This window comes from Micromonospora zamorensis (assembly GCF_900090275.1).
GTDB classification, from domain to species: domain Bacteria; phylum Actinomycetota; class Actinomycetes; order Mycobacteriales; family Micromonosporaceae; genus Micromonospora; species Micromonospora zamorensis.
In genome coordinates, this window is the sequence record NZ_LT607755.1 from 1,859,543 (window position 1) to 1,877,551 (window position 18,009).

At 68.4% G+C, this 18,009-nt stretch carries 19 protein-coding genes, 1 tRNA gene and 1 pseudogene; 10 read left to right on the forward strand and 11 right to left on the reverse strand.

Annotated features, from left to right (window positions below; translation table 11 throughout):
* Positions 1–100: 100 nt before the first annotated feature.
* From cmk to GA0070619_RS08360, 3 genes are all read left to right on the forward strand, one after another.
* A complete protein-coding gene (gene cmk / locus GA0070619_RS08350; protein WP_088951642.1) occupies positions 101–781 on the forward strand; it encodes a (d)CMP kinase in 681 nt (226 codons plus the stop codon).
* The gene (gene der, locus GA0070619_RS08355) at positions 778–2,184 is read left to right on the forward strand and encodes a ribosome biogenesis GTPase Der (protein WP_088947534.1); all 1,407 of its coding nucleotides are present in this window, start codon (positions 778–780) and stop codon (positions 2,182–2,184) included. Before cmk ends, der begins: the two co-directional genes overlap by 4 nt.
* A gap of 193 nt (positions 2,185–2,377) precedes the next feature.
* A tRNA-Pro gene (locus GA0070619_RS08360) sits at positions 2,378–2,451 on the forward strand.
* Positions 2,452–2,563: 112 nt separating this feature from the next.
* Here the strand turns inward: GA0070619_RS08360 and GA0070619_RS08365 are convergent.
* On the reverse strand, positions 2,564–3,745 hold the full coding sequence (locus GA0070619_RS08365) for a tyrosine-type recombinase/integrase (RefSeq protein ID WP_088947535.1): 1,182 nt from the start codon (positions 3,743–3,745) through the stop codon (positions 2,564–2,566).
* A 207-nt stretch (positions 3,746–3,952) separates the two neighbouring features.
* Between GA0070619_RS08365 and GA0070619_RS08370 the strand changes: the two genes are divergently transcribed.
* On the forward strand, positions 3,953–4,177 hold the full coding sequence (locus tag GA0070619_RS08370) for a hypothetical protein (RefSeq protein ID WP_088947536.1): 225 nt from the start codon (positions 3,953–3,955) through the stop codon (positions 4,175–4,177).
* A 9-nt stretch (positions 4,178–4,186) separates the two neighbouring features.
* On the opposite strand, the gene GA0070619_RS08375 is transcribed toward GA0070619_RS08370, so the two are convergent.
* Positions 4,187–4,438 (reverse strand): helix-turn-helix domain-containing protein, encoded by a 252-nt coding sequence (locus GA0070619_RS08375; RefSeq protein WP_088947537.1) that lies wholly within the window; start codon positions 4,436–4,438, stop codon positions 4,187–4,189.
* Between the two features lie 202 nt (positions 4,439–4,640).
* Between GA0070619_RS08375 and GA0070619_RS08380 the strand changes: the two genes are divergently transcribed.
* The 3 genes from GA0070619_RS08380 to GA0070619_RS08390 all read left to right on the forward strand — a co-directional run bounded on the left by GA0070619_RS08380 (position 4,641) and on the right by GA0070619_RS08390 (position 7,233).
* Entirely contained in the window at positions 4,641–5,054 is a 414-nt protein-coding gene (locus tag GA0070619_RS08380; protein ID WP_197699608.1) for a DUF6924 domain-containing protein, read from the forward strand.
* Positions 5,055–5,557: 503 nt separating this feature from the next.
* Complete coding sequence (locus GA0070619_RS08385) at positions 5,558–6,931, forward strand: glycosyltransferase family 39 protein (protein WP_157743934.1); 1,374 nt, start codon at positions 5,558–5,560, stop codon at positions 6,929–6,931.
* Entirely contained in the window at positions 6,928–7,233 is a 306-nt protein-coding gene (locus tag GA0070619_RS08390) for a hypothetical protein (RefSeq protein WP_088947540.1), read from the forward strand. The genes GA0070619_RS08385 and GA0070619_RS08390 overlap by 4 nt, the downstream gene beginning before the upstream one ends.
* Here GA0070619_RS08390 and GA0070619_RS34045 read toward each other — a convergent pair.
* Together GA0070619_RS34045 and GA0070619_RS34050 are read right to left on the reverse strand one after the other, a co-directional pair.
* Positions 7,216–7,590 (reverse strand): AAA family ATPase, encoded by a 375-nt coding sequence (locus tag GA0070619_RS34045; RefSeq protein WP_462686455.1) that lies wholly within the window; start codon positions 7,588–7,590, stop codon positions 7,216–7,218. The genes GA0070619_RS08390 and GA0070619_RS34045 overlap by 18 nt on opposite strands.
* 16 nt (positions 7,591–7,606) lie before the next feature.
* Positions 7,607–7,765, reverse strand: a pseudogene (locus GA0070619_RS34050) (hypothetical protein); the annotation flags it as partial.
* Positions 7,766–7,892: 127 nt separating this feature from the next.
* Here GA0070619_RS34050 and GA0070619_RS08400 point away from each other — a divergent pair.
* The gene (locus tag GA0070619_RS08400; RefSeq protein WP_088947541.1) at positions 7,893–8,672 is read left to right on the forward strand and encodes a transposase family protein; all 780 of its coding nucleotides are present in this window, start codon (positions 7,893–7,895) and stop codon (positions 8,670–8,672) included.
* A 142-nt stretch (positions 8,673–8,814) separates the two neighbouring features.
* Entirely contained in the window at positions 8,815–9,060 is a 246-nt protein-coding gene (locus GA0070619_RS08405; RefSeq protein WP_157743935.1) for a hypothetical protein, read from the forward strand.
* Here GA0070619_RS08405 and GA0070619_RS08410 read toward each other — a convergent pair.
* From GA0070619_RS08410 to GA0070619_RS08440, 7 genes are all read right to left on the reverse strand, one after another.
* The gene (locus tag GA0070619_RS08410; protein WP_157743936.1) at positions 9,024–11,285 is read right to left on the reverse strand and encodes an NACHT domain-containing protein; all 2,262 of its coding nucleotides are present in this window, start codon (positions 11,283–11,285) and stop codon (positions 9,024–9,026) included. The two genes, GA0070619_RS08405 and GA0070619_RS08410, sit on opposite strands and share 37 nt — an antisense overlap.
* Complete coding sequence (locus tag GA0070619_RS08415; protein ID WP_088947544.1) at positions 11,282–11,647, reverse strand: hypothetical protein; 366 nt, start codon at positions 11,645–11,647, stop codon at positions 11,282–11,284. Before GA0070619_RS08415 ends, GA0070619_RS08410 begins: the two co-directional genes overlap by 4 nt.
* A gap of 167 nt (positions 11,648–11,814) precedes the next feature.
* Complete coding sequence (locus tag GA0070619_RS08420) at positions 11,815–13,122, reverse strand: MFS transporter (RefSeq protein ID WP_167493757.1); 1,308 nt, start codon at positions 13,120–13,122, stop codon at positions 11,815–11,817.
* A gap of 97 nt (positions 13,123–13,219) precedes the next feature.
* Complete coding sequence (locus tag GA0070619_RS08425; protein WP_088951644.1) at positions 13,220–13,741, reverse strand: GNAT family N-acetyltransferase; 522 nt, start codon at positions 13,739–13,741, stop codon at positions 13,220–13,222.
* 302 nt (positions 13,742–14,043) lie between these two features.
* A complete protein-coding gene (locus GA0070619_RS33320) occupies positions 14,044–15,285 on the reverse strand; it encodes a hypothetical protein (protein WP_088947545.1) in 1,242 nt (413 codons plus the stop codon).
* A complete protein-coding gene (locus GA0070619_RS08435) occupies positions 15,282–15,614 on the reverse strand; it encodes a helix-turn-helix domain-containing protein (RefSeq protein ID WP_088947546.1) in 333 nt (110 codons plus the stop codon). Before GA0070619_RS08435 ends, GA0070619_RS33320 begins: the two co-directional genes overlap by 4 nt.
* On the reverse strand, positions 15,611–16,645 hold the full coding sequence (locus GA0070619_RS08440) for a tyrosine-type recombinase/integrase (protein WP_406085352.1): 1,035 nt from the start codon (positions 16,643–16,645) through the stop codon (positions 15,611–15,613). Before GA0070619_RS08440 ends, GA0070619_RS08435 begins: the two co-directional genes overlap by 4 nt.
* 454 nt (positions 16,646–17,099) lie before the next feature.
* Between GA0070619_RS08440 and GA0070619_RS08445 the strand changes: the two genes are divergently transcribed.
* The gene (locus GA0070619_RS08445) at positions 17,100–17,516 is read left to right on the forward strand and encodes a DUF1778 domain-containing protein (protein ID WP_157743937.1); all 417 of its coding nucleotides are present in this window, start codon (positions 17,100–17,102) and stop codon (positions 17,514–17,516) included.
* The last annotated feature ends 493 nt before the right edge of the window (positions 17,517–18,009 follow it).

Below are 18,009 nucleotides of genomic sequence, written 5' to 3' on the forward strand. Positions count from 1 at the left end.
GGTCCGCCACGGACCGCGGGCATGATTGATGACGATTGACAAACCGCTTGCGGCGCCAGATCACCGGGCGATCCGTGAGGTACGGGCTGAGGAGGACACGGTGGAGGAAAACGTACGGGCCAGGCGATGTGTGGTCGCTGTGGACGGGCCGTCCGGTTCGGGTAAGTCCACCGTGTCGCGGCGGCTCGCCGTCGCGATCGGTGCGCGCTACCTGGACACCGGAGCGATGTACCGGGCGATCACGTTTGCCGTGCTGCGCTCCGGCGTGGATCTCACCGACGCCGCGTCGGTGGCCAAGGTCGCTGGCGAGGTCAAGCTGCACATCGGCACCCACCCGCAGGGGTACGCGGTGACCGTCGACGGTGTGGGCGTGGACGCGGACATCCGCGGCCCGGAGGTAACCGGCGCGGTTTCCGCCGTCGCCGCCGTGCCGGCTGTTCGTGAGCTGCTCGTCACCCGGCAGCGCGAGATGATCGCCAACGTCGGTCGGATCGTCGTCGAGGGTCGGGACATCGGCTCGGTCGTCGCGCCGGACGCGGACCTGAAGGTCTTCCTGACCGCCTCCGAGGAGGCCCGTGCCGCCCGGCGCAGCGCGGAGGACGCCGCTGACGTGGCGGCCACCGCCGCCGACCTGGCGCGACGGGACCGGCTCGACTCGACCCGCAAGGTCAACCCACTGGCGCAGGCGCCCGACGCCGTGGTGCTGGACACCACCGAGCTGGGCATCGACGAGGTCGTGTCGCGACTGCGCGAGCTGCTCACCGAGCGGGGTGTGGCATGAGTAGCGATGGTGGTGGTTGGGTCGAGCTGCGGGAGCCCGAGGTTGCCGTCGAGGAACCGAGCGGCCCGCAGCCGGTGGTGGCCGTGGTCGGCCGCCCCAACGTGGGTAAGTCCACTCTGGTCAACCGGATCATCGGCCGCCGCCAGGCGGTCGTCGAGGACGTTCCCGGTGTGACCCGGGACCGGGTGCCGTACGACGCGCAGTGGAACGGCCGGGCGTTCACCGTGGTGGACACCGGCGGTTGGGAGCCGGACGCGAAGGACCGCGCCGCGGCCATCGCGGCGCAGGCCGAGACGGCGGTCGTCACCGCCGACGTGGTCCTCTTCGTGGTCGACGCGATGGTGGGCTCCACCGACGTTGACGAGGCCGCGGTGAAGATGCTGCGGCGCAGCGCCAAGCCGGTGATCCTGGTGGCCAACAAGGCTGACAACACCTCCATCGAGATGGAGGCCGTGTCGCTGTGGTCGCTCGGCCTCGGCGAGCCGTTCCCGGTTTCCGCGCTGCACGGGCGAGGCTCCGGCGACCTGCTGGACGCCATCCTCGCCGCGCTGCCGGAAGCCCCGGCGATCGTGGAGAACCGACCGCGTGGACCGCGCCGGGTGGCGCTGGTCGGGCGACCGAACGTGGGCAAGTCCAGCCTGCTCAACCGGTTCTCCGGCGAAGAGCGGGCGGTTGTCGACTCGGTGGCGGGCACCACTGTGGACCCGGTGGACAGCCTGGTCGAGATCGGCGGTCAGACCTGGCAACTGGTCGACACGGCCGGACTGCGTAAGCGGGTCGGCAAGGCCAGCGGCACCGAGTACTACGCCAGCCTGCGCACCGCCGGCGCCATCGAGGCCGCCGAGGTTGCCGTGGTGCTGCTGGACTCCAGCGAGCCGATCAGCGAGCAGGACCAGCGGATCCTGTCGATGGTGACCGAGTCGGGCCGGGCGCTCGTCATCGCGTTCAACAAGTGGGACCTGGTCGATGCCGACCGTCGGTACTACCTGGACAAGGAGATCGACCGGGAGCTGCGCCGCATCCCCTGGGCGATCCGCCTGAACCTGTCCGCGATGACCGGCCGAGCGGTGGACAAGCTGGCCCCGGCCCTGAACAAGGCCCTGGCCAGCTGGGAAACCCGGGTGCCGACCGCGTACCTCAACCAGTGGCTGACGGCGCTGGTGCAGGCCACCCCCCACCCGGTACGTGGTGGACGGGCGCCGCGGATCCTGTTCGCCACGCAGGCCGGCGTGGCACCGCCGCGGTTCGTGCTCTTCACCACCGGCCCGCTGGACGCCGGATACCAGCGCTTCGTCGAGCGCAAGCTCCGCGAGGAATTCGGGTACGAAGGCAGCCCCATTGAGATCTCCGTCCGCCCGCGCAAGAAGCTAGGCCCCGGCGGCCGGGGCAAGGCGCACGGCTGACCTGCCTGTTCTCTCGAAATGCCGGATGGGCGGTCCTCGCCCGTCCGGCATTTCTTCAACCCCACCCTCCTAGGACGCTTTAGGGGGTGTGCGGTGGTTCGGTTGGCTCGCGGCGCGGGTGGGGCCTGTGCGAACGAGCCGGGGCTGCTGCGCTAAGCTGTACCGGCTGTCGCGTTGGGAAACCACGCGAGGGCGGGACGTGGCGCAGCTTGGTAGCGCACTTGACTGGGGGTCAAGGGGTCGTCGGTTCGAATCCGGCCGTCCCGACAGAGTTTCAGCAGGTCAGAGGCCTTGATTCACTTCGGTGAGTCGGGGCCTTTGCCGTTTCGTCTCACAATTTCTCACGTACGCGCGTACTGCTGAATTTCGGGCGCTCGAGTCACCCGAACAGGCCTGATTCGAGGTGCTCGGCCGCCACCTTGAGGTGGCTGCTGTCGGGGTGGACGTAGACCCGTTTGGCGAGCGTGCCGCCGTCGGCGTGGCCGGCCCAGGCCGCGAGGACGACGTCGGGCACTCCGGCGCCGGCGAGGTAGGTCAGGCAGGCGTGCCGCGCGTCGTACGGCCGAACCTTGCGGACCCCGACCTTGGCCATCAGTTCGTAGACCCGGCGGCGGAGCCAGTCGGTGCGCTGCGGCTGGCCGAGTTCGTTGACCAGGACGTAGCCGCTGTCGACGTAGGTGTTACCGGCCTTCAGGCGTTCCTTCTTCTGCAGGGTGTGAAACGCTTTGAGCGCCTTCGTTACCGTCGCGGGCATCGGCAGGCCGCGTTTGCCAGCCGCCGATTTGGCCTCCTTCTCTTCGATCTCACCGTCCACGAGCGTCCGGGTGTTGTCCCCGGCCGCGATCGTTCCGGCCTCGAGGTTGACATCGGACCACCGCAGCCCGCACACCTCGGCCGGTCGGAGACCCATCAGTGACAGCAGGCAGGCGGCGTAGAGGCGTTCGCCCGTGATGCCGGTCAGGAACGCCTTCACCTCCTCTTGGGTCCAGGGCTTGCGCTCAGCCTGTGCCTCGGCTGCGGCCTTCGCGGCCGCTCTGGGGATGGCGACGAACGCGGCGACGTTGCGGACCACGAGCTGACGCCGAACCGCCACGTTCAGCGCGGTTCGAAGGCGGCCGAGCGTCAGGCGCACTGACCGGACACCGAGCCCCGTTCCCGGCTTGCCGCCACGCTTCCGGCCCTCCGTCAGCATCCAGTCGATCAGAGCCTCGATGTCGGCCTCGGTGACGTCCTGGAGTGGCTTGCTGCCAAGGCGGGCGCGGACCGGCAGCAGCGCATCGCGGTAGTTGGCGGCGGTGGCCTTCTCTACATCGCGGGTGGCGGACGCCAACCACTCGTCGAGGAAGTCGTTGACCGTGATCTTGCCGGGTTTGACGTATGTGCCGCGGTCGGTCTCGTGCTTGATCCGGGCGTACTCCGCCTTGGCTTCCTTCCTAGTGTCGAAGGTGTACGTCCGCTGGTCCCGACGCCCGTCCGGCTTGCGTCCGACGTCGAGGACGAACCGGTAACGGGTCTTGCCGCTGCGAAGCGTGATCTTCTTGATCGGGTCCGAGGTGCTCATGCTGCTGCGCCTTTCGTGGAGGGATGGTCAACGCCCGAGATTCAGTGCCGGAAGCGGCGGCGAGCTTGACGCTAATGGTACCTAAAAGCGGTACCTAGCAGTGTGCCCGAGATGGCGCGTGCATTGGCAGTTGGTGATAGGCGATCTGGAATGTGGGAACCTCAACTCGTCATCCAGCCGTTCGAGAGCTCGCCGAGGAGTTGAGGCATGCCGCGACAGCGTCCTGTCGCCGAGAACCTGCCGCCATTGCCGTTGCCGCTGCGCGAGAAGCGGGATCAGCAAGTCAAGATCCGGCTTACGCCCTCGGAGATGGAGAGGCTGGCGGTGATGCGGCCCGATCTCACGCCGTCCGGGATTGTCGCGCTGCTCGTCGACGACGTGCTTGCCGGGCGGTATCGACCGGGATGGGCTGTGCCGCAGGAACCAGGGTAAACCGACTGATTAACCGCGCGTCCGGTCCGATGAGTCCTCCTGATCGGCGCCGTGCCGGTCGATGCCGACCAGCCTCAGCAGGTCTGCGGTGCGTACGCGGTAGGACGTCCCGATCCGAAGCACCGGACACGGAAACACGTCCTGCTTCGCGAGCTCGTAGGCCTTCGTTCGCCCGACGCCCAGGGCGCGAGCAGCGGTGGACAGGTCGACAATCGCGGGGAGTCGCAGCAGTTCCTCGTGGGTCAGCGAGCTGGTGATCATCTTGCCCAATCCTCCGGGGTGAGGGGAGTGGACGCCGAGGCGACCGGCTGTCGAGGCACCAATTGGCATGCCCTGAGACGACGATCCCCGCCGACCATTTCCGGGCGCGCTACCGCCGACGTGGTAGCGGCCAACCAGCAGCACCGGTAGCGCTGGGGCGCGGCTCGGAGAACCCATCCCGCTGCTCTGCAAGACTGCATCGATGTTGACCCTGCCGGACACGCCATGCGCGCTGGTGCTCCGTACCGATTTCACCGACGAGGGAGCCTGGGACGCAGTGCGTGCGGCGAGTGTCGCGCCCTCGGTCGATGGATTCGCGGCGAGCCTGTCCTTTGTCAGCGACTCAGCGTTCGCTGATCTGTCCCCTGAGCAGGTGGCGGCGCTCCCGAGGCTGACCTACCGCAGCTTCCTGTTCCTCGTCGACAACGTCACGGTCACCGACTCGGAAACGTCGCTTGTCGCGCTGGATCTACTTCACGAGCCAGGTCGCTGGTTCCGGGTCGTACCGGCGCAGATGTGGAGCATCGAGAACAACCTCTCGATTGCAAACATGGACATTTTCGAGTTTGCCGAAGCGGTGGATCCGGCCGGAGTGTTCCGCGGATTTTCGACGTGAGGAGCCAGGAGCCGGGCTAGTGAACGGCGGCTTCCGAGACGATATCCACGGCGTTGCCGAGAGGATTTGAACGGCGGCTACCGCGGCCACTTCAGGCTGCGGCTCCCCATCCAGTTGAACAGCGCCGCATTAGCCTCCTGGGAGTCAACCGCGACGCCCAGTTCCGCGAGGGCCCTGACCATCCTCTCGCGCCCTGATGGCTGGCACTGTAGCGTGTCCGGCCGCGACGACGCCTGATGCCCTCTACCCGAGATCCGGGCTCTTCTGGTGCCCCGGTCGTTAGGCGACCCGCTGGTTTTTCGGAGGGGAGGCACAGCGAAGACCGGGACAGAGGAGATCCACCTGCCGGCGAGTGCGCGCACGAGCTGCGTATGGAAGCTCTGTTCCCTGCGACGTTCGAGGCGGCTACGGTCTGACTGGACGGGCCGCCTTCGTAGGCAGCCGAGCGATGCCTAATACCTCTAGCTAAGGCCTGGGTTAAGGGGATTACTAGAGTCCTGCCCGTGAATATCTCCGCCACGGCACGCAGCATGCTGGCCACTACCAGCGTCGCTGTCCTCGCGACCATTCTGATGCGGGCGAGCCAGCGGCAGGCCGTACGGCTCGACTACGACGACGGGGTGTACTGGCAGACCGCGCTGGCAGTAGCCGACGGGTACCAGCCGTACTCGGAGGTGTTCTTCGCGCAGCCTCCGCTTTATGCGTGGCTGTCCGCGCTGCCGTTCGCGTTGGACGGCGGGGAAGGGGCGGCTCGGGTGCTCACCGGCGGCTGGGCGGTGCTGCTCTCCGCCGGAGCCGGTTTGCTAGGCGGCGCACTCGCCGGCCGGTACGCCGGGATGGCCGCAGCCCTGCTGGTAGCGCTGCTGCCGCCCGTGCAGCGCTACTGCTTCCAGTTCGGGGCCGACCTGCCCACCGCAGCTCTGGTCACCTGGTCGGTGGTCTGCGCCCTGCGGGGACGGCCGCGCTGGTGGATTGCCTCCGGGACGCTGCTGGGCGTGGCCCTGGCCATGAAGCTTATCGCGGTGGTTGTGATACCCGCCCTGCTCGTGATGGCGGCGTTGGCGTGCCGGCGGCTGGCTGCTCTCGCGTCGGTGTCAGCTGCGGCCGTGGCGGTGAGCGCTCTGGTACTGATCGTGACCAGTCCGCCGAAGCAGGCATGGGATCAAGTTGTCGCGCTGCACCTGACCGCGGCGGACGCCCAGGGACAGCCAGTCCCCGGCGCTGCGATCACCATGCTCGCTCTGTGGATCGTGCCGTTCGGGCTGCTGTCCGGAGTCGGGACTTTCCTATGCTTGCGTCGTCTGCCCCGGGCGCGGCGTCTCCCAGTGATCGTGCTCGTGATGTGGGGAACCACGGGGGTGGTCTTCGCGGGCGTGCACCGGCCGATCTTCGAGCACCATTTGCTGCTGTTCGTCGCTCCGGGTGCCGTGATCATCGCCGCTGGCTTCTTCGCGCTCCTGCGTCCAAGAGCGCAGGTGGTGACGACAGCGGCGCTGGCGCTGATCTGCGTAGTGCAGGCTCTGACACTGCCGGTCAGTTCGCGCCTGGAGACCAGCGCCATGCTGCGCTGCCTGCGCGCCCTGCCCTCCGGGTCGGTGCTGGTCACCGACGATCAGGAGGTCGCCGCCCGTGCCGGCCTGCGCACACCGCCCTGGCTGGCCGACACCTCACGGGTCCGGATCAGCAGCGGCCACCTCACCACCGCCGAGATTATCGCTGGCGCGGACGGCGCCGTGGGTGTCCTGTTCGCCCCGCCGGACCGGACGAAATTCGTCGACCCGGCCATCGCGGCGTGGGCGCGGCAGACCTTCCCCGTCACCTATGCGGCCGACGGCTACCTCCTGGCCGTCTCCACCCCGCTGGACTGCGCCTTATGAAGTTCGCCCATACCCGCAACACCGAGACCTCTCTGCTGTCCTTCGCCGAACGGCCGCTGAAACGCCGGCTGGCGGCCAGGGTTCCCCGGTTTGTGGGCACCCGCACGCTCACCATGGCCACCCTGCCGCTCGCCGTCGCGGCTTTCGCGTCCAGCGCGGCCCACTGGTGGACCGTCACAGCCACGCTCGTGGCAGCCCAGTACCTGACCGACCTGGTGGACGGCGAGGTCGGCCGCATCCGGAAGTCCGGCCACGTGCGCTGGGGCTATCACATGGACCACTTCCTAAGGGACGTCTCGTAACTCGGGGCAGCTCAGGCGGGGTGATCCAGGAGATTCGGGATCGATGCTTGCTGTGTGTTGCTGGATGAACTTGACGCGCGAGGCGACGTCGCTGCGGGGCAGGGTGCTGAGCTCGTAGCCGTGTTGGGTATAGGCGGCGACCATCGCGTCGTGGGTACGCACGGCTTCGGCGAAGTCTTGGTGTCGTTCGCTGTCGGTGGTGTAGATCCGCGGCCAGGGCGGGGCGATGAACACACGCTGGTGGTAGCGGAACAGCTGTGCTGCGGCTGTCACGTGCGCGGGAACGGGCTGGCCGAGTAGGAGGTAGTAGCCCGACGAGGTCCGGGATCCCCCGGTCGAAGAAGACGGGTCCGGGATGCCGGCTGGCTTGGCGGTAGGAGCGGATCTCCCAGCTGAGCATGACCTCGGCGAACAGTCGTGAGTCCCCGGTGTGCAGCGCCAGGCCGCCGATCGACAGCTGGTCCTGGATGATCTGGCGCCCCGCTTCGTCGACGCAGGCGTGACCGGCACGCCGCAAGCTGTCGATCAGCATGGTCTTGCCAGCTCCGGGTCCCCCGGTAATGACGATGTACTGGCTGCTCACGTCGTCCTCTCTGATAGGCGCTTACTCCTCGTCACCCCGGAAATGTCCGCTGAGGACGATCGCCGAAGATGCGTGGGTGCAGGTGATCTCGGCAGCCCACCAGGAGTGGATCCTCCCGTTCACAGGGCTGACCCCCGCTCAGTTCCGCAGGCTGGTCCGCCTGGTCGCCGAGCGTGGCGGGGACGGGATCGCTGACGGTCGGCCGGGCCGGCAGTGGGCCCTCGACCTGGCCGACCGGGTGCTGCTGGTGGCCGTCTACTGGCGCACGAACCTGACCATGCGGCAGATCGGCCCGCTGTTCGGAGTGTCGCATTCCGCCGCGCACCGAGTCATCGACACCCTCGGCCCGCTGCTGGTTCTCGCACCTGTGCGCCGCCGGCCGGTCGACCAGATCGCCATCGTCGACGGCACCCTCATCCCGACGCGGGACCACCGCCTCGCGGCGCCGAGCAAGAACTACCGGTACTCGACGAACCTGCAAGTGGCCATCGACGCCAGCACGCGCCTGGTCATCGGCGTCGGCGACCCCCAGCCGGGCAACCGCAACGACACGATCGTCTACCGGACCTCCGGCATCGACCAGAAGTTGGCCGGACGGCCCGTCATGGCCGACGGCGGCTACCGCGGCAACCCCGAGGTGATTATCCCGTACCGCAAGAACCGCGACGGCAGCCCGCTACCGGTCTGGAAGCAGGACCTGAACGCCCAGCACCGCACCGTCCGAGCGCAGGTCGAACACACCCTGGCCAGGATGAAGAACTGGAAGATCCTTCGCGACTACCGCCGCGCCGCCCGCACATTGACCACTGCCGCTTCCGGCATCGCCAACCTCCACAACATTGCCCTGACCTGGTGACCACAGACGCCGCACCAGCCAACGCCTGCACCCAGTTACGAGACAGCCCTTAGACGCGGTTTTCGTCGCCGCGATCTTCGGCGGCTACCTGGTGGCGCTGCCCGGCGCGCGGCCCGCCGCTGCCGCGCTACTGGTGGTGTGCATGTTGTTCCTGGTCAACGCGCATCTGGAGTCGGTCGCGACTGGGGCGACCCGGTTGAAGCGCGGCGGGGTCGGCCCTACCGAGATTCGGGTGATGCTCGTGGTGTCCGACCTCGCGATGGCCCGCCTCGGCACCGGGTGGTTCGAGGCGGCGCTGCCCTGGATCGCGGCGACCGGCGCCGGACTACTCGCCATCACCGCTTTCCACGCTCAGCGGGCGGCGGCGACGCTCGACTGGCCGTCCTGATCGAGGCCGTCGTGGGCGAACCACTCGCGTAGCTGGCGGTGACGGAACTGGTAGCCGATCCCGGAGATCCGCATCAGCCCGGCCAGGTACGCCCAGTCCAGGAACGCGCCCAGCCGCCACGGCAGGTCACCCCGAAACTTCATGATCGTCATGGCGATGACGTAGCGCAGCCACGCTTGCAAACTGAGCACGAAAGCGCCAGCGAAGCCCATGATCGCGCCCATGACCACGCCGGCCCACAGCGGATAGCTGAGCAAGAGCGGGAAGACCGTGCCGACGAGCACTGCGCAGAACAGCGCAAGGAGCAGGTCGTTCTGCCAGGCGAGCCGCAGGTCGGTGCCGCCGGACAGGCCCTTGTCCAGGCGGACCTTGTCCATGACTAGGCCGAAGAAGAGGGCGGCCAGGACTCCCACGATGGCGCCGGCCATCCAGCCGCCGACCAGCCAGGCCAGCAGGCCCAGCGCCGCCCCGATCGCTAGGCTGATCTCGGCGGCCGCGGCGATGCGCTGCTTGCCGGTCATCTGCCGCATCGCCCGGCTGCGGTGGTTCGCGGATCTCGTCTTCGACCGGCGGGGCGCGGGGGTGATGGCGAGCCACACGGCCCAGACGATCAGCACGACGCCGGCACCGGCGAGCCAGACCAGGGCGGCCTTCTGCTGCTCGGTGAACCGCGCGGAGCCGTTCCACAGAGCGCGGACTGCCTGCCCGCCGTGCCCCGCCCCGCCGATGATCGCGAGCAGGCACGGGACGAGGAAGGCCAGCGCACACGCCAGATGGATGACCAGGTGGACGAGACGAACCAGGTACTGGCCGGCGATGGCCCACATCGTATGCAGGGCCAGGGTGGAGTTGGAGTAGCGAGCTAGCACCCGCAGCCAGTGCCGCAGCGCGTGCTCGTCCGGCACTGTGAAACTCGATCCGGAGCCGTCCGGCTGTCCCGGCCGGACGATCTTCTGTTCCTCGCGACGGCGGTTCAGCATTGCCGCCGGGAAGGCATCCAGCAGCTTCGCCTCAAAGCGTCCCGCCGTCTCGCCGAGCAGCGAGGCCGGATCCGGCGCATCGGCGTCCGCTGCGGCGGTCAGCGCGAGCGTGAGCCGCCACGGGGTCCGCAGCAGGTCGTAGGCAGCTCCGGCCGGTTCCGCCCGCAGCGATTTCAGCACGGGAAGCCACCGCTGTTGCTCGTCGCGGTCGCCGGCGAGTCGCTGGCTGACGAACTCGGTGATCTGATCGACGGTCAGCGCACGCACCCGCACGACGGCGGCGTCCATGACCGGCCGGTCCAAGGCCTGGTGAACCATGTCCCGGCAGGTCAGCACCACCCTGGCGGTGTCCGGATGCGACCGGTGGTAGTCGTTGATCCGATCCACCGCCCATTGGGCACGGACCAGCGGGTTGCCCGGTTCGGGCTCCATCTCGTCGAGACCGTCGAGCACCGGCAGGATCGTCCCGGAGATGACGAGTTCCTCGGCGTCGTCGCGGGGCACCTGGTACTGCACGTGAAGCTGCTGGGCAAGGAAGCCGGACAGGTCGCCGTCGGTCCAGTTGGCCAGGTTGAACCGGATCGGCACCGCGTTGGGCCCGGCCGGCCAGTCCTGGCGTGCGAGCCCCGCCCCCAGGATCTGGATGATCAGCTCGGTGGCGAGCACTGTCTTGCCGGCACCCGGCTCGCCGAGAATTACCAGGCGCTTCGTCGGAAGTGCCTGGTAGTAGGACGCCACCTCGCGCAGGGAACCGGGCGGCAGTTCGCCGCGGACGGGCCGGCCGGTGAGCAGGTTCTCAGTCTCGACCGGGGTGAAGGTCAGGTCCGCCGGGAGCTCGGAGGGTCCCTTGTGTAGCAGGACCGAACGGCCGTCGAGTTCCTTGGTGCGCACTGCCATCGCCAGCTGCCGCGCGGGCTCGCGCAGCCTCGCGGCGTCAGCGGCACTTGATTTGTCGTCCATGTTCGCCGCCTTCGACGCTCCCGAGCGGAATCCGGTCCCGAGGAAGAGAACCGCCAGGCCGCCACCGACCACCATGATGCTGTACCGCACGAGTGACTGCGCGTAGAGCGGCGCGGTAAGGGCACCAGCGGCGCACAGCACCGCCAGCCCCCAGGCGCCCACCTGGCCGTAGTGGCGAAAAATATTGATCTGTTTCGCGCCTGGGCCGGCGATCGGTGCTATGCCACCGTAGACGTTGATGGTCTGCTGGCTGGTCTCTGGCGGGGGCTCGGGCTCCGTTGTCACGTACCCGGGGGGGTTGTGTTGAAGGTGTTGGTCTGGGTCCCGCCGGGACCGACGATCGGCGCGATGCCACCGTGGACGTTGATGTTCTGGCCGCCGGGAGGCGGCAGCGTTTCACTGTCTGGCGTGTCCGGCGTGTTGGGCAAGGACGCCCCCTGGGCCGGATCCCCCGATCTCCGCGCCATCACCAGGCCGAGGATGCCGAACACGACCGTGCCGCCGAAGGCGGCCACACTTGACCACTGGTCGGCTTTCTCGAGGCCTTGACTGATCAGGAACACAACCCAAAGGGCAGACGCCACACCCGCTACGAAGAACATCACAGAGGCCCAGCCCAGCCGCATGCGTCCCATGATTTCCATCATGGCACGAGGTCACACTAACCGGCATCGACGCAAGTTTGGATCAAGTGCACCCGTCGATGCAGCGCCTGCCAACCAGCACGTCATCGCATCTGACCGAACAGGTAGTGATGAACTGGCAAGATCGCGTATTCGTTTGGTTCGAGTGCCCGATTGCGAAGGAAGATCCGTCACAGCATGTGATTGAACGGCTGGTCTGGTGCTCGCTTAGGTGTGTTTGCGGGTGGCGGTTCTTCGGCTCGCCTAGATCGATGATCGAGCGGGGGCGGAATCGAGCGGGGAGCGACGGTTGAGTTTGTGGTGGGTTCGGCCGTGGCTTCGGAGTGTCGGTGACTCGACTGGGTCGGCAGTACCGCCAGCGCGATCAGTGCGCCGAGTAGGCCCGTCGCGGTGAAGCCCCAGGCTGGCGCGGTGGCATCGATCACTGCCCCGGCCAGCGGGGCGCCGAGCGCCACTCCCACCACCATCGCCGAGCCGTGCAGGCCCATCGCCTCACCCCGCACGCTCGCTGGCACCAGCCGGCTCACCGCGTCGGCGGTGGCCGCCACGGTTGGCGCGGTGAAGGCTCCGGACGGCAGCAGCATCAGGGCCAGCAGCCACCACTGGCCGCTGCCCAGGCCGATCGGAATGGTGACCAGACCGAGGATCAGGGTGAGGATCAGCGACGGCAGCGAGCGGGACAGCGCGCCGTAGGTGAAGCCGCCGATCAAGGAGCACGAGGCCCAGAGCGCTAGCACCACGCCGGTCCAGTCGACCTGGCCAGCGTCACGCAGCATCGCAACCACTGACACATCGATGCCGGCGATCACCAGTGTGCTGGCCGCGCCACCGGCGAGCAGCCCGATCAGCCGTGGGGTCAGCCACTGCCGGCGGGGCAGTGCCCGTGCCGGCGTCGTCTCCTCGTCCCGGGCCCGGGTCGGCGGGTTGAGCACCAGCAGGGTGAGTCCGGCCAGCACGATGCCGCCGCCGACGCCGTACATGGTCAGGGTGGGCGAGACACTGGTGGCCAGGGCCACCGCCCCCGCAGGCCCGATCATGAAGCTGAGTTCGACCGACATCGAGTCCAGCGCGTACGCCTGACGGCGCTCAGTCGGCGGGACCAGCGCGGCGATCGACTGCCGGACCACGGAGAAGACCGGGAGGGTGAGCAACCCGCCGACGAACGCGGCGCTGAGCAGCACCGGGTACGGCAGGACCGGCGCCGTCGCCCAGAACAGCGCCGAGACCGCTGTGGTCAGCAGCAGCATCGGCCGCAGGCCACGCCGGTCGACCAGCCGGCCGAGCAGTGGCGCGCCGAGCGCCGAACCGACCGTCATCGCAGCCCCCACCAGCCCGGCGGCGAAAAAGCCGCGGCCTAGATCGAGGACGTGCAGCGTCATCACCACGGCGGTGGCCGCCACCGGCACCCGGGCCAGGATCGCGACCAGCAGCAGAGGCCGCAACCCCGGCAGCGCGAGCGCGTCCCGGTACGGCTTCACATCCAACACGGTCCGCACCTCCCGGACCGCCCTGGCCTAAGACGAGTAGTTCCTAGATTCGGCTTCGGCCGGGTTGCCGTGGGGTACGCGTGACCTATCACCGATCTAAGGCGATCCAGTAGCGCCTCACTGGACCGTGCTCGGTGTCGCGGATGCCCTCGAGGACGCCGCCGTTGTGTTCGATCGTCCGGGCCGACGCGATGTTGTCGGCCAGACAAGGGATGAGGACGCGATCTAGGCCCAGGACGACGCGAGCCTCCGCGAGCATCTCGCCGAGTGCCCAACTCGCCAATCCTCGGCGGCGCGCGGACGGCCGCACGCCGTAGCCGATCTGGCCGATTTCGTCGTCGAACTTGTGCCGGAGGGCGATTCCCCCGAGGACGTGGCCGTTCTCGACGATCCACCGGGGTGAGCCGTGCTGTTCGTCCGGGCACGGATCGCCGGCCGGATGGGCCATTCGGACCCGCTCGCGCACCCAAGCAGCGAAGCCTGCGGGCGAGTCCACATCGTCGTCGGCCCCCAGGCCGAAGCCGTCCTCGTGGAGGCCAGGGCCCCAGTCGTCGCGGCAATCCAAGAACGCGGCGTGCAGGCGGATAGTCGGCAGAATCAACTCGGGCATGCGGTCACGGTATTCAAAGCCGGACCGCTGAACGAGCCGCGTCTTACCAGCATTGATCATCCCCAGGAGGCGAGTCAGCTCCATAAAGTCCACGTGCTTCGACAGCTACCAGGAGGCGCCGTGCCGGCCTACTGGGCGATGTCAGCCCGGTCAAGGACGCAACCCAGACGAGGAACGCTAGGAACTCAGTAAGCCCCACGAGCGGCGATTTTGTGACTTGGGTCATATTTGAGCTGGCCGCAACGAATCGTCCGACTCGCCGCTCGCGTGCGTAGTGACGGGCAGGTGGCTGATCTTCCCCGTCACTGAGTGTTGCGGTTGGCGGGGTAGCGGCTCCAGGTCGCGCCGGCGTTGGCGTGTTGGCGGGTCGTGGTGGTCTGGTGGAACCCGAGCGCGTCGGCGATGACCGGTGCGGGCGCCTGCAGCACGAGTTGGCGGAGCGCTGAGATTCGGGCCTCACCGAGCGGGAATCCCGACCCGCGCAGTCGGCGGTGCAGGGTGGCGTAGGCGACGGGTTGGTCGGGCAGGCGGCCGGGGAACAGCCACTGACTCCCGCTGCCGCCTTCGTCGACCAGGCGGTGAAGCAGGTGCGCGGCCGGGTTTGGTAGAGGGCTCGGCGGGTCGCCCAGGCGCAGGTGTGGGGTGCCGTCAATGGTGAGCAGGTCGTCGCGGGTGAGCCGGTGTATTCGGCTGAGTGGTTGGGCGTAGAGCAGTATCAGCACGGCTGCGACCCGCGCTGGTAGCGCCACGGCGTCGTCGGTGAGGTAGTGGCGGAGTAGTTCGAGCCGGCGCTGCTGGGTGATCGTGGTGCCGGGTTTGAACGTGACCTGGTGGACGACCAAGCCGCAGGGGAGGTGCCCATGCGAGGTGGCCCAGGTGAGGAAGCCGCGTACCCGGTAGCGCTGGTGGACGCGGTGGGCGGCGTACCAGGTGTCGAGTTGGGACTGGGTGAGCGCGGCCGGTTCGATGCCGTTGTCGTGTAGCCAGGTCAGGAAGAGTTGGGCCTGGGTGAACTGCTGGGTGGCGTAGGGCTTCGCGGTAGAGCGCAGCGGCCGGCTGGCTGCCGTGGCCCGCAGCCGGGGGAGTTGATGCCAGAGCGCGTATTGGCGAAGTACCTGCTCGTGAGGGTGCTCGCTGAGTTGGGCAAGACGGTGGCGCAGCCAGGACTCGATGTCGGCCCGGCTCGGGTCGACCGGGGGCAGGATGCCGTAGGCGATCAGCCGGTGGCGCAGGTGGCGGGCGGCGCCCGGGCGTGGCCAGGTGGAGAGCCCGTCGTGGCTGAGCGGGACGCGGCCCGTTGCGAGTGCGGTCAGCAGTTCGGCGGCCTGGGGTTTGTAGAGCCACAGCCTTGACGTGGACAGGTTCGGGGCGTTGCGTAGCGCGGTCGCCAGCGGTCGCAGTGCGGGACGGATGTGGCCGGTGCCGTCGTCGAGTAGCAGGGTGATGCGCCGGTTGAGCTTGCAGGCCGGACAGAGCGGTCGCCGGCCGGGGCGGCCCGGCGGCACGGTACCGCAGTCACCGCACACGATCTCCGTGCCGGTCATGGTCTGGAGCGCAGTGTCGCCCGCTTGGGGCGGATCGCCTGCGGGTTCCCGGTGGCGGGCTCGCCAACCGCGGCGATGCGCCGGGGTGCGAGGTTCTCGGCGCTGGTGGTGATCAGGCACGCAGGGGTGGTGTCGAAGATGTCGCACAGCGCGGCGAGAACCGCCAGCGACAGCCGCTCGGGTGTGCCGGATACCAAGCGGTGCACCTGGGACGCGGACAGGGTGATCCCGCGCTCGGAGAGCAGCGGCACCAGTTCGGTGGTGGCGAACATGTGGTGCTCGGCCATGACCTGTCGCAGTCGCCACTGGTAGGTGACTTGGCGTTTCATCCGGTCGCTCCAGGGAGGGCTTGGCCCATGGTCTGGTCCAACGCGGCTCGCAGCGTGCGGGTGCGGAAGTCGGAGGAGACGCAGGTGTAGATCGAGGTGGTGGAGGCGTGTTCGTGGCCGGCCTGTTGCTGCACGAACAGCGGATCCCAGCCGGCCTCGATCAGATGGGTGACGTAGGAGCGGCGCAGCGAGTGGAAGTCCAGACCTGGACCGAGGCCGAGCGCGTTGCGGTAGGTGGTGAGTTGGCTGTTGATCCGTTGCAGGCCGATGCGGTCGCGGCGCTCGGACGGCCACAAGGCCGGGTTGCCATCGTGGGCCAGCAGCGGGCGCACCTCGGTGATCCACTGCCGCAGGATGTCCTCGCCCCACGGCCAGATGGTCAGGACGCTGCGCCGTTTCGGCGCGGAGCCGGCCATGGCCTTGCCGTGCCGCACGTGGCAGACGCCGAGATCACCGAACTCGGGGGCGTGCGGGTTGGTGCTGAAGTCGACGACGTCGAGCATCCGGGCCTCGTTGCGGCGTAGCCCGTAGGCGTATGCGGTCTTCAGCAGCGTCGCGTCCCGGAACGCCGGTAGCCAACCCTTGCGGCCGGCGCCGCGGATCCGCATGACCTGCTCGTCGGCATGGTCGAACAGCGCCTGGAGTTCGTCGACGGTGAACGCGCGTTTGCGGGGATCGGACTCGTTGCTCTGCACGTGCACCGCGGTGTTCCACTCGTGGCAGACCTGCACCGGGTGTGAGCCGAACCGTCGCTGGCACTCGCCCGCCCAGCCATAGGCCGGGTCGGTGAGGTACTCGCAGAACAGCCGCACGGCCTCCTGGTAGCCGCGCAGCGTTGAGCGGGCCAGCCCGCGCACCGCCCGCAGGTCGGTGCTCCACTCGTCGATCATTTGCGGCAGCCACTGCCACGGGTAGCTGTTGACGTGCTCGGCGAACGCCCGGATCACCCGCAGCCGCGCCGCGATCGTGGCCAACGACAGGTTCCGCGCCGTCTGCTGGGCCTGCCAGCCGTCGAGCATCGCCTCGAACACCTGCTCTTCTGGCCGTAGCAGCGCCACCCCGGAGACCACGTGGATGCCGGCCGCGCCCTTGATCGTCACGCTCGGTGTAACGGACGGGGGTCGCATTGGATGCGACTTTCCCGCACCAGATGCGGTCGCCTCGGAAACCTCCAGGTCATCGGCCTGACTCGCTAGGCGAGGACCCATGCCCTTCGATGCCGAACTTGCGCAACCAACCGATCAGCGTAAACGTTGTCCGCTCAGTAGGGCCCCCGCTTGAAGCGCGCGCCAACAGTCGCCTATTCGCATCTGATCGAACAGGCGGCGGATGGAGCAAGATATGGCCATTGCTTATCAATCTGCGACCGGGCGCGGTCGCAGATCGGCAATGGGTAGCGGGCGGCGCCCGTCGCGTCGGCCCCGCTGAACCCGGTACCGCTGGCGCTGACGTCGCCGGCAACGCCGTGGGCGCAGAGTGGCGTCAATGGACAATGAGCAGCCCGCCCCGCCCCGGACGGCCCGCCATCGTGCCCACAATCGGCCGGGTCGCCCCCACGCCGTGCTGCTCAGGTTGTCCGATGAGGAGAAGGCCGCGATCGACGCAGCGGCGGCGATCACGCAGTTGACCACGACCGGCTACGCGGCCAAGGCCGCTGTCGCCGCCGCGTCCGCCGCTCAGGCACCCGGTGCTACGACCGGCGATCTGCGCGATCTGCAGCATGAGTTGTTCGCCGCTCGCCGTGCGGTGGTGATGTTCGGCCACAACGTCAACCAGGCCGCCGCCGCGTTCAACGCCACCGGCCAACTTCCCGACTGGGCCGACGAAGCCGTCAGGCTCTGCGCGGCGGCGGTGGCCCGTCTCGATGAGGTGATCTCCAGGATCGACAGGAAGCTACGGTGATCACGCGGGTGCACCGACGGGGCTCGCGTGCCCAGTCATCCGGCACGTCCACAACCCGGATATGCGGAGCGTAGAGCGTGTCCCAGCGGCGTTGTGCCGTAAGCGGGTCGACCGGACGGACGCGAGCCTGCGCGTCGGCGGCGATGTGACGGCCGACCTCGTCAAGAACATGCCGTGGTACGTAAAGGCGCACCGCGCCGTGATGCAGCGTCGCGAGCAAGCTCGTCAGGCTTGCGCGGCGGGTGCCTTCGAAGACCTCATTGACCAGCGCGCACGTGTCACCAACGAGGATCCGGGAGGTACTCAGCGGTACGTGCGAAACGTTCACACGAGCAACGTAGGGCGTAGTTCCGACATGGCGCATCGGCATATCGTCCGCCTCTGTTCAGTGGCGATTTAGCCGGGTCAGCCCAGAGGTGGCTCAGGCACATGCTCACGGTAACGAATACCTAGCGGGGGCCGGTCACCCAGCGGGTGCCGCAACCGGCGGGGG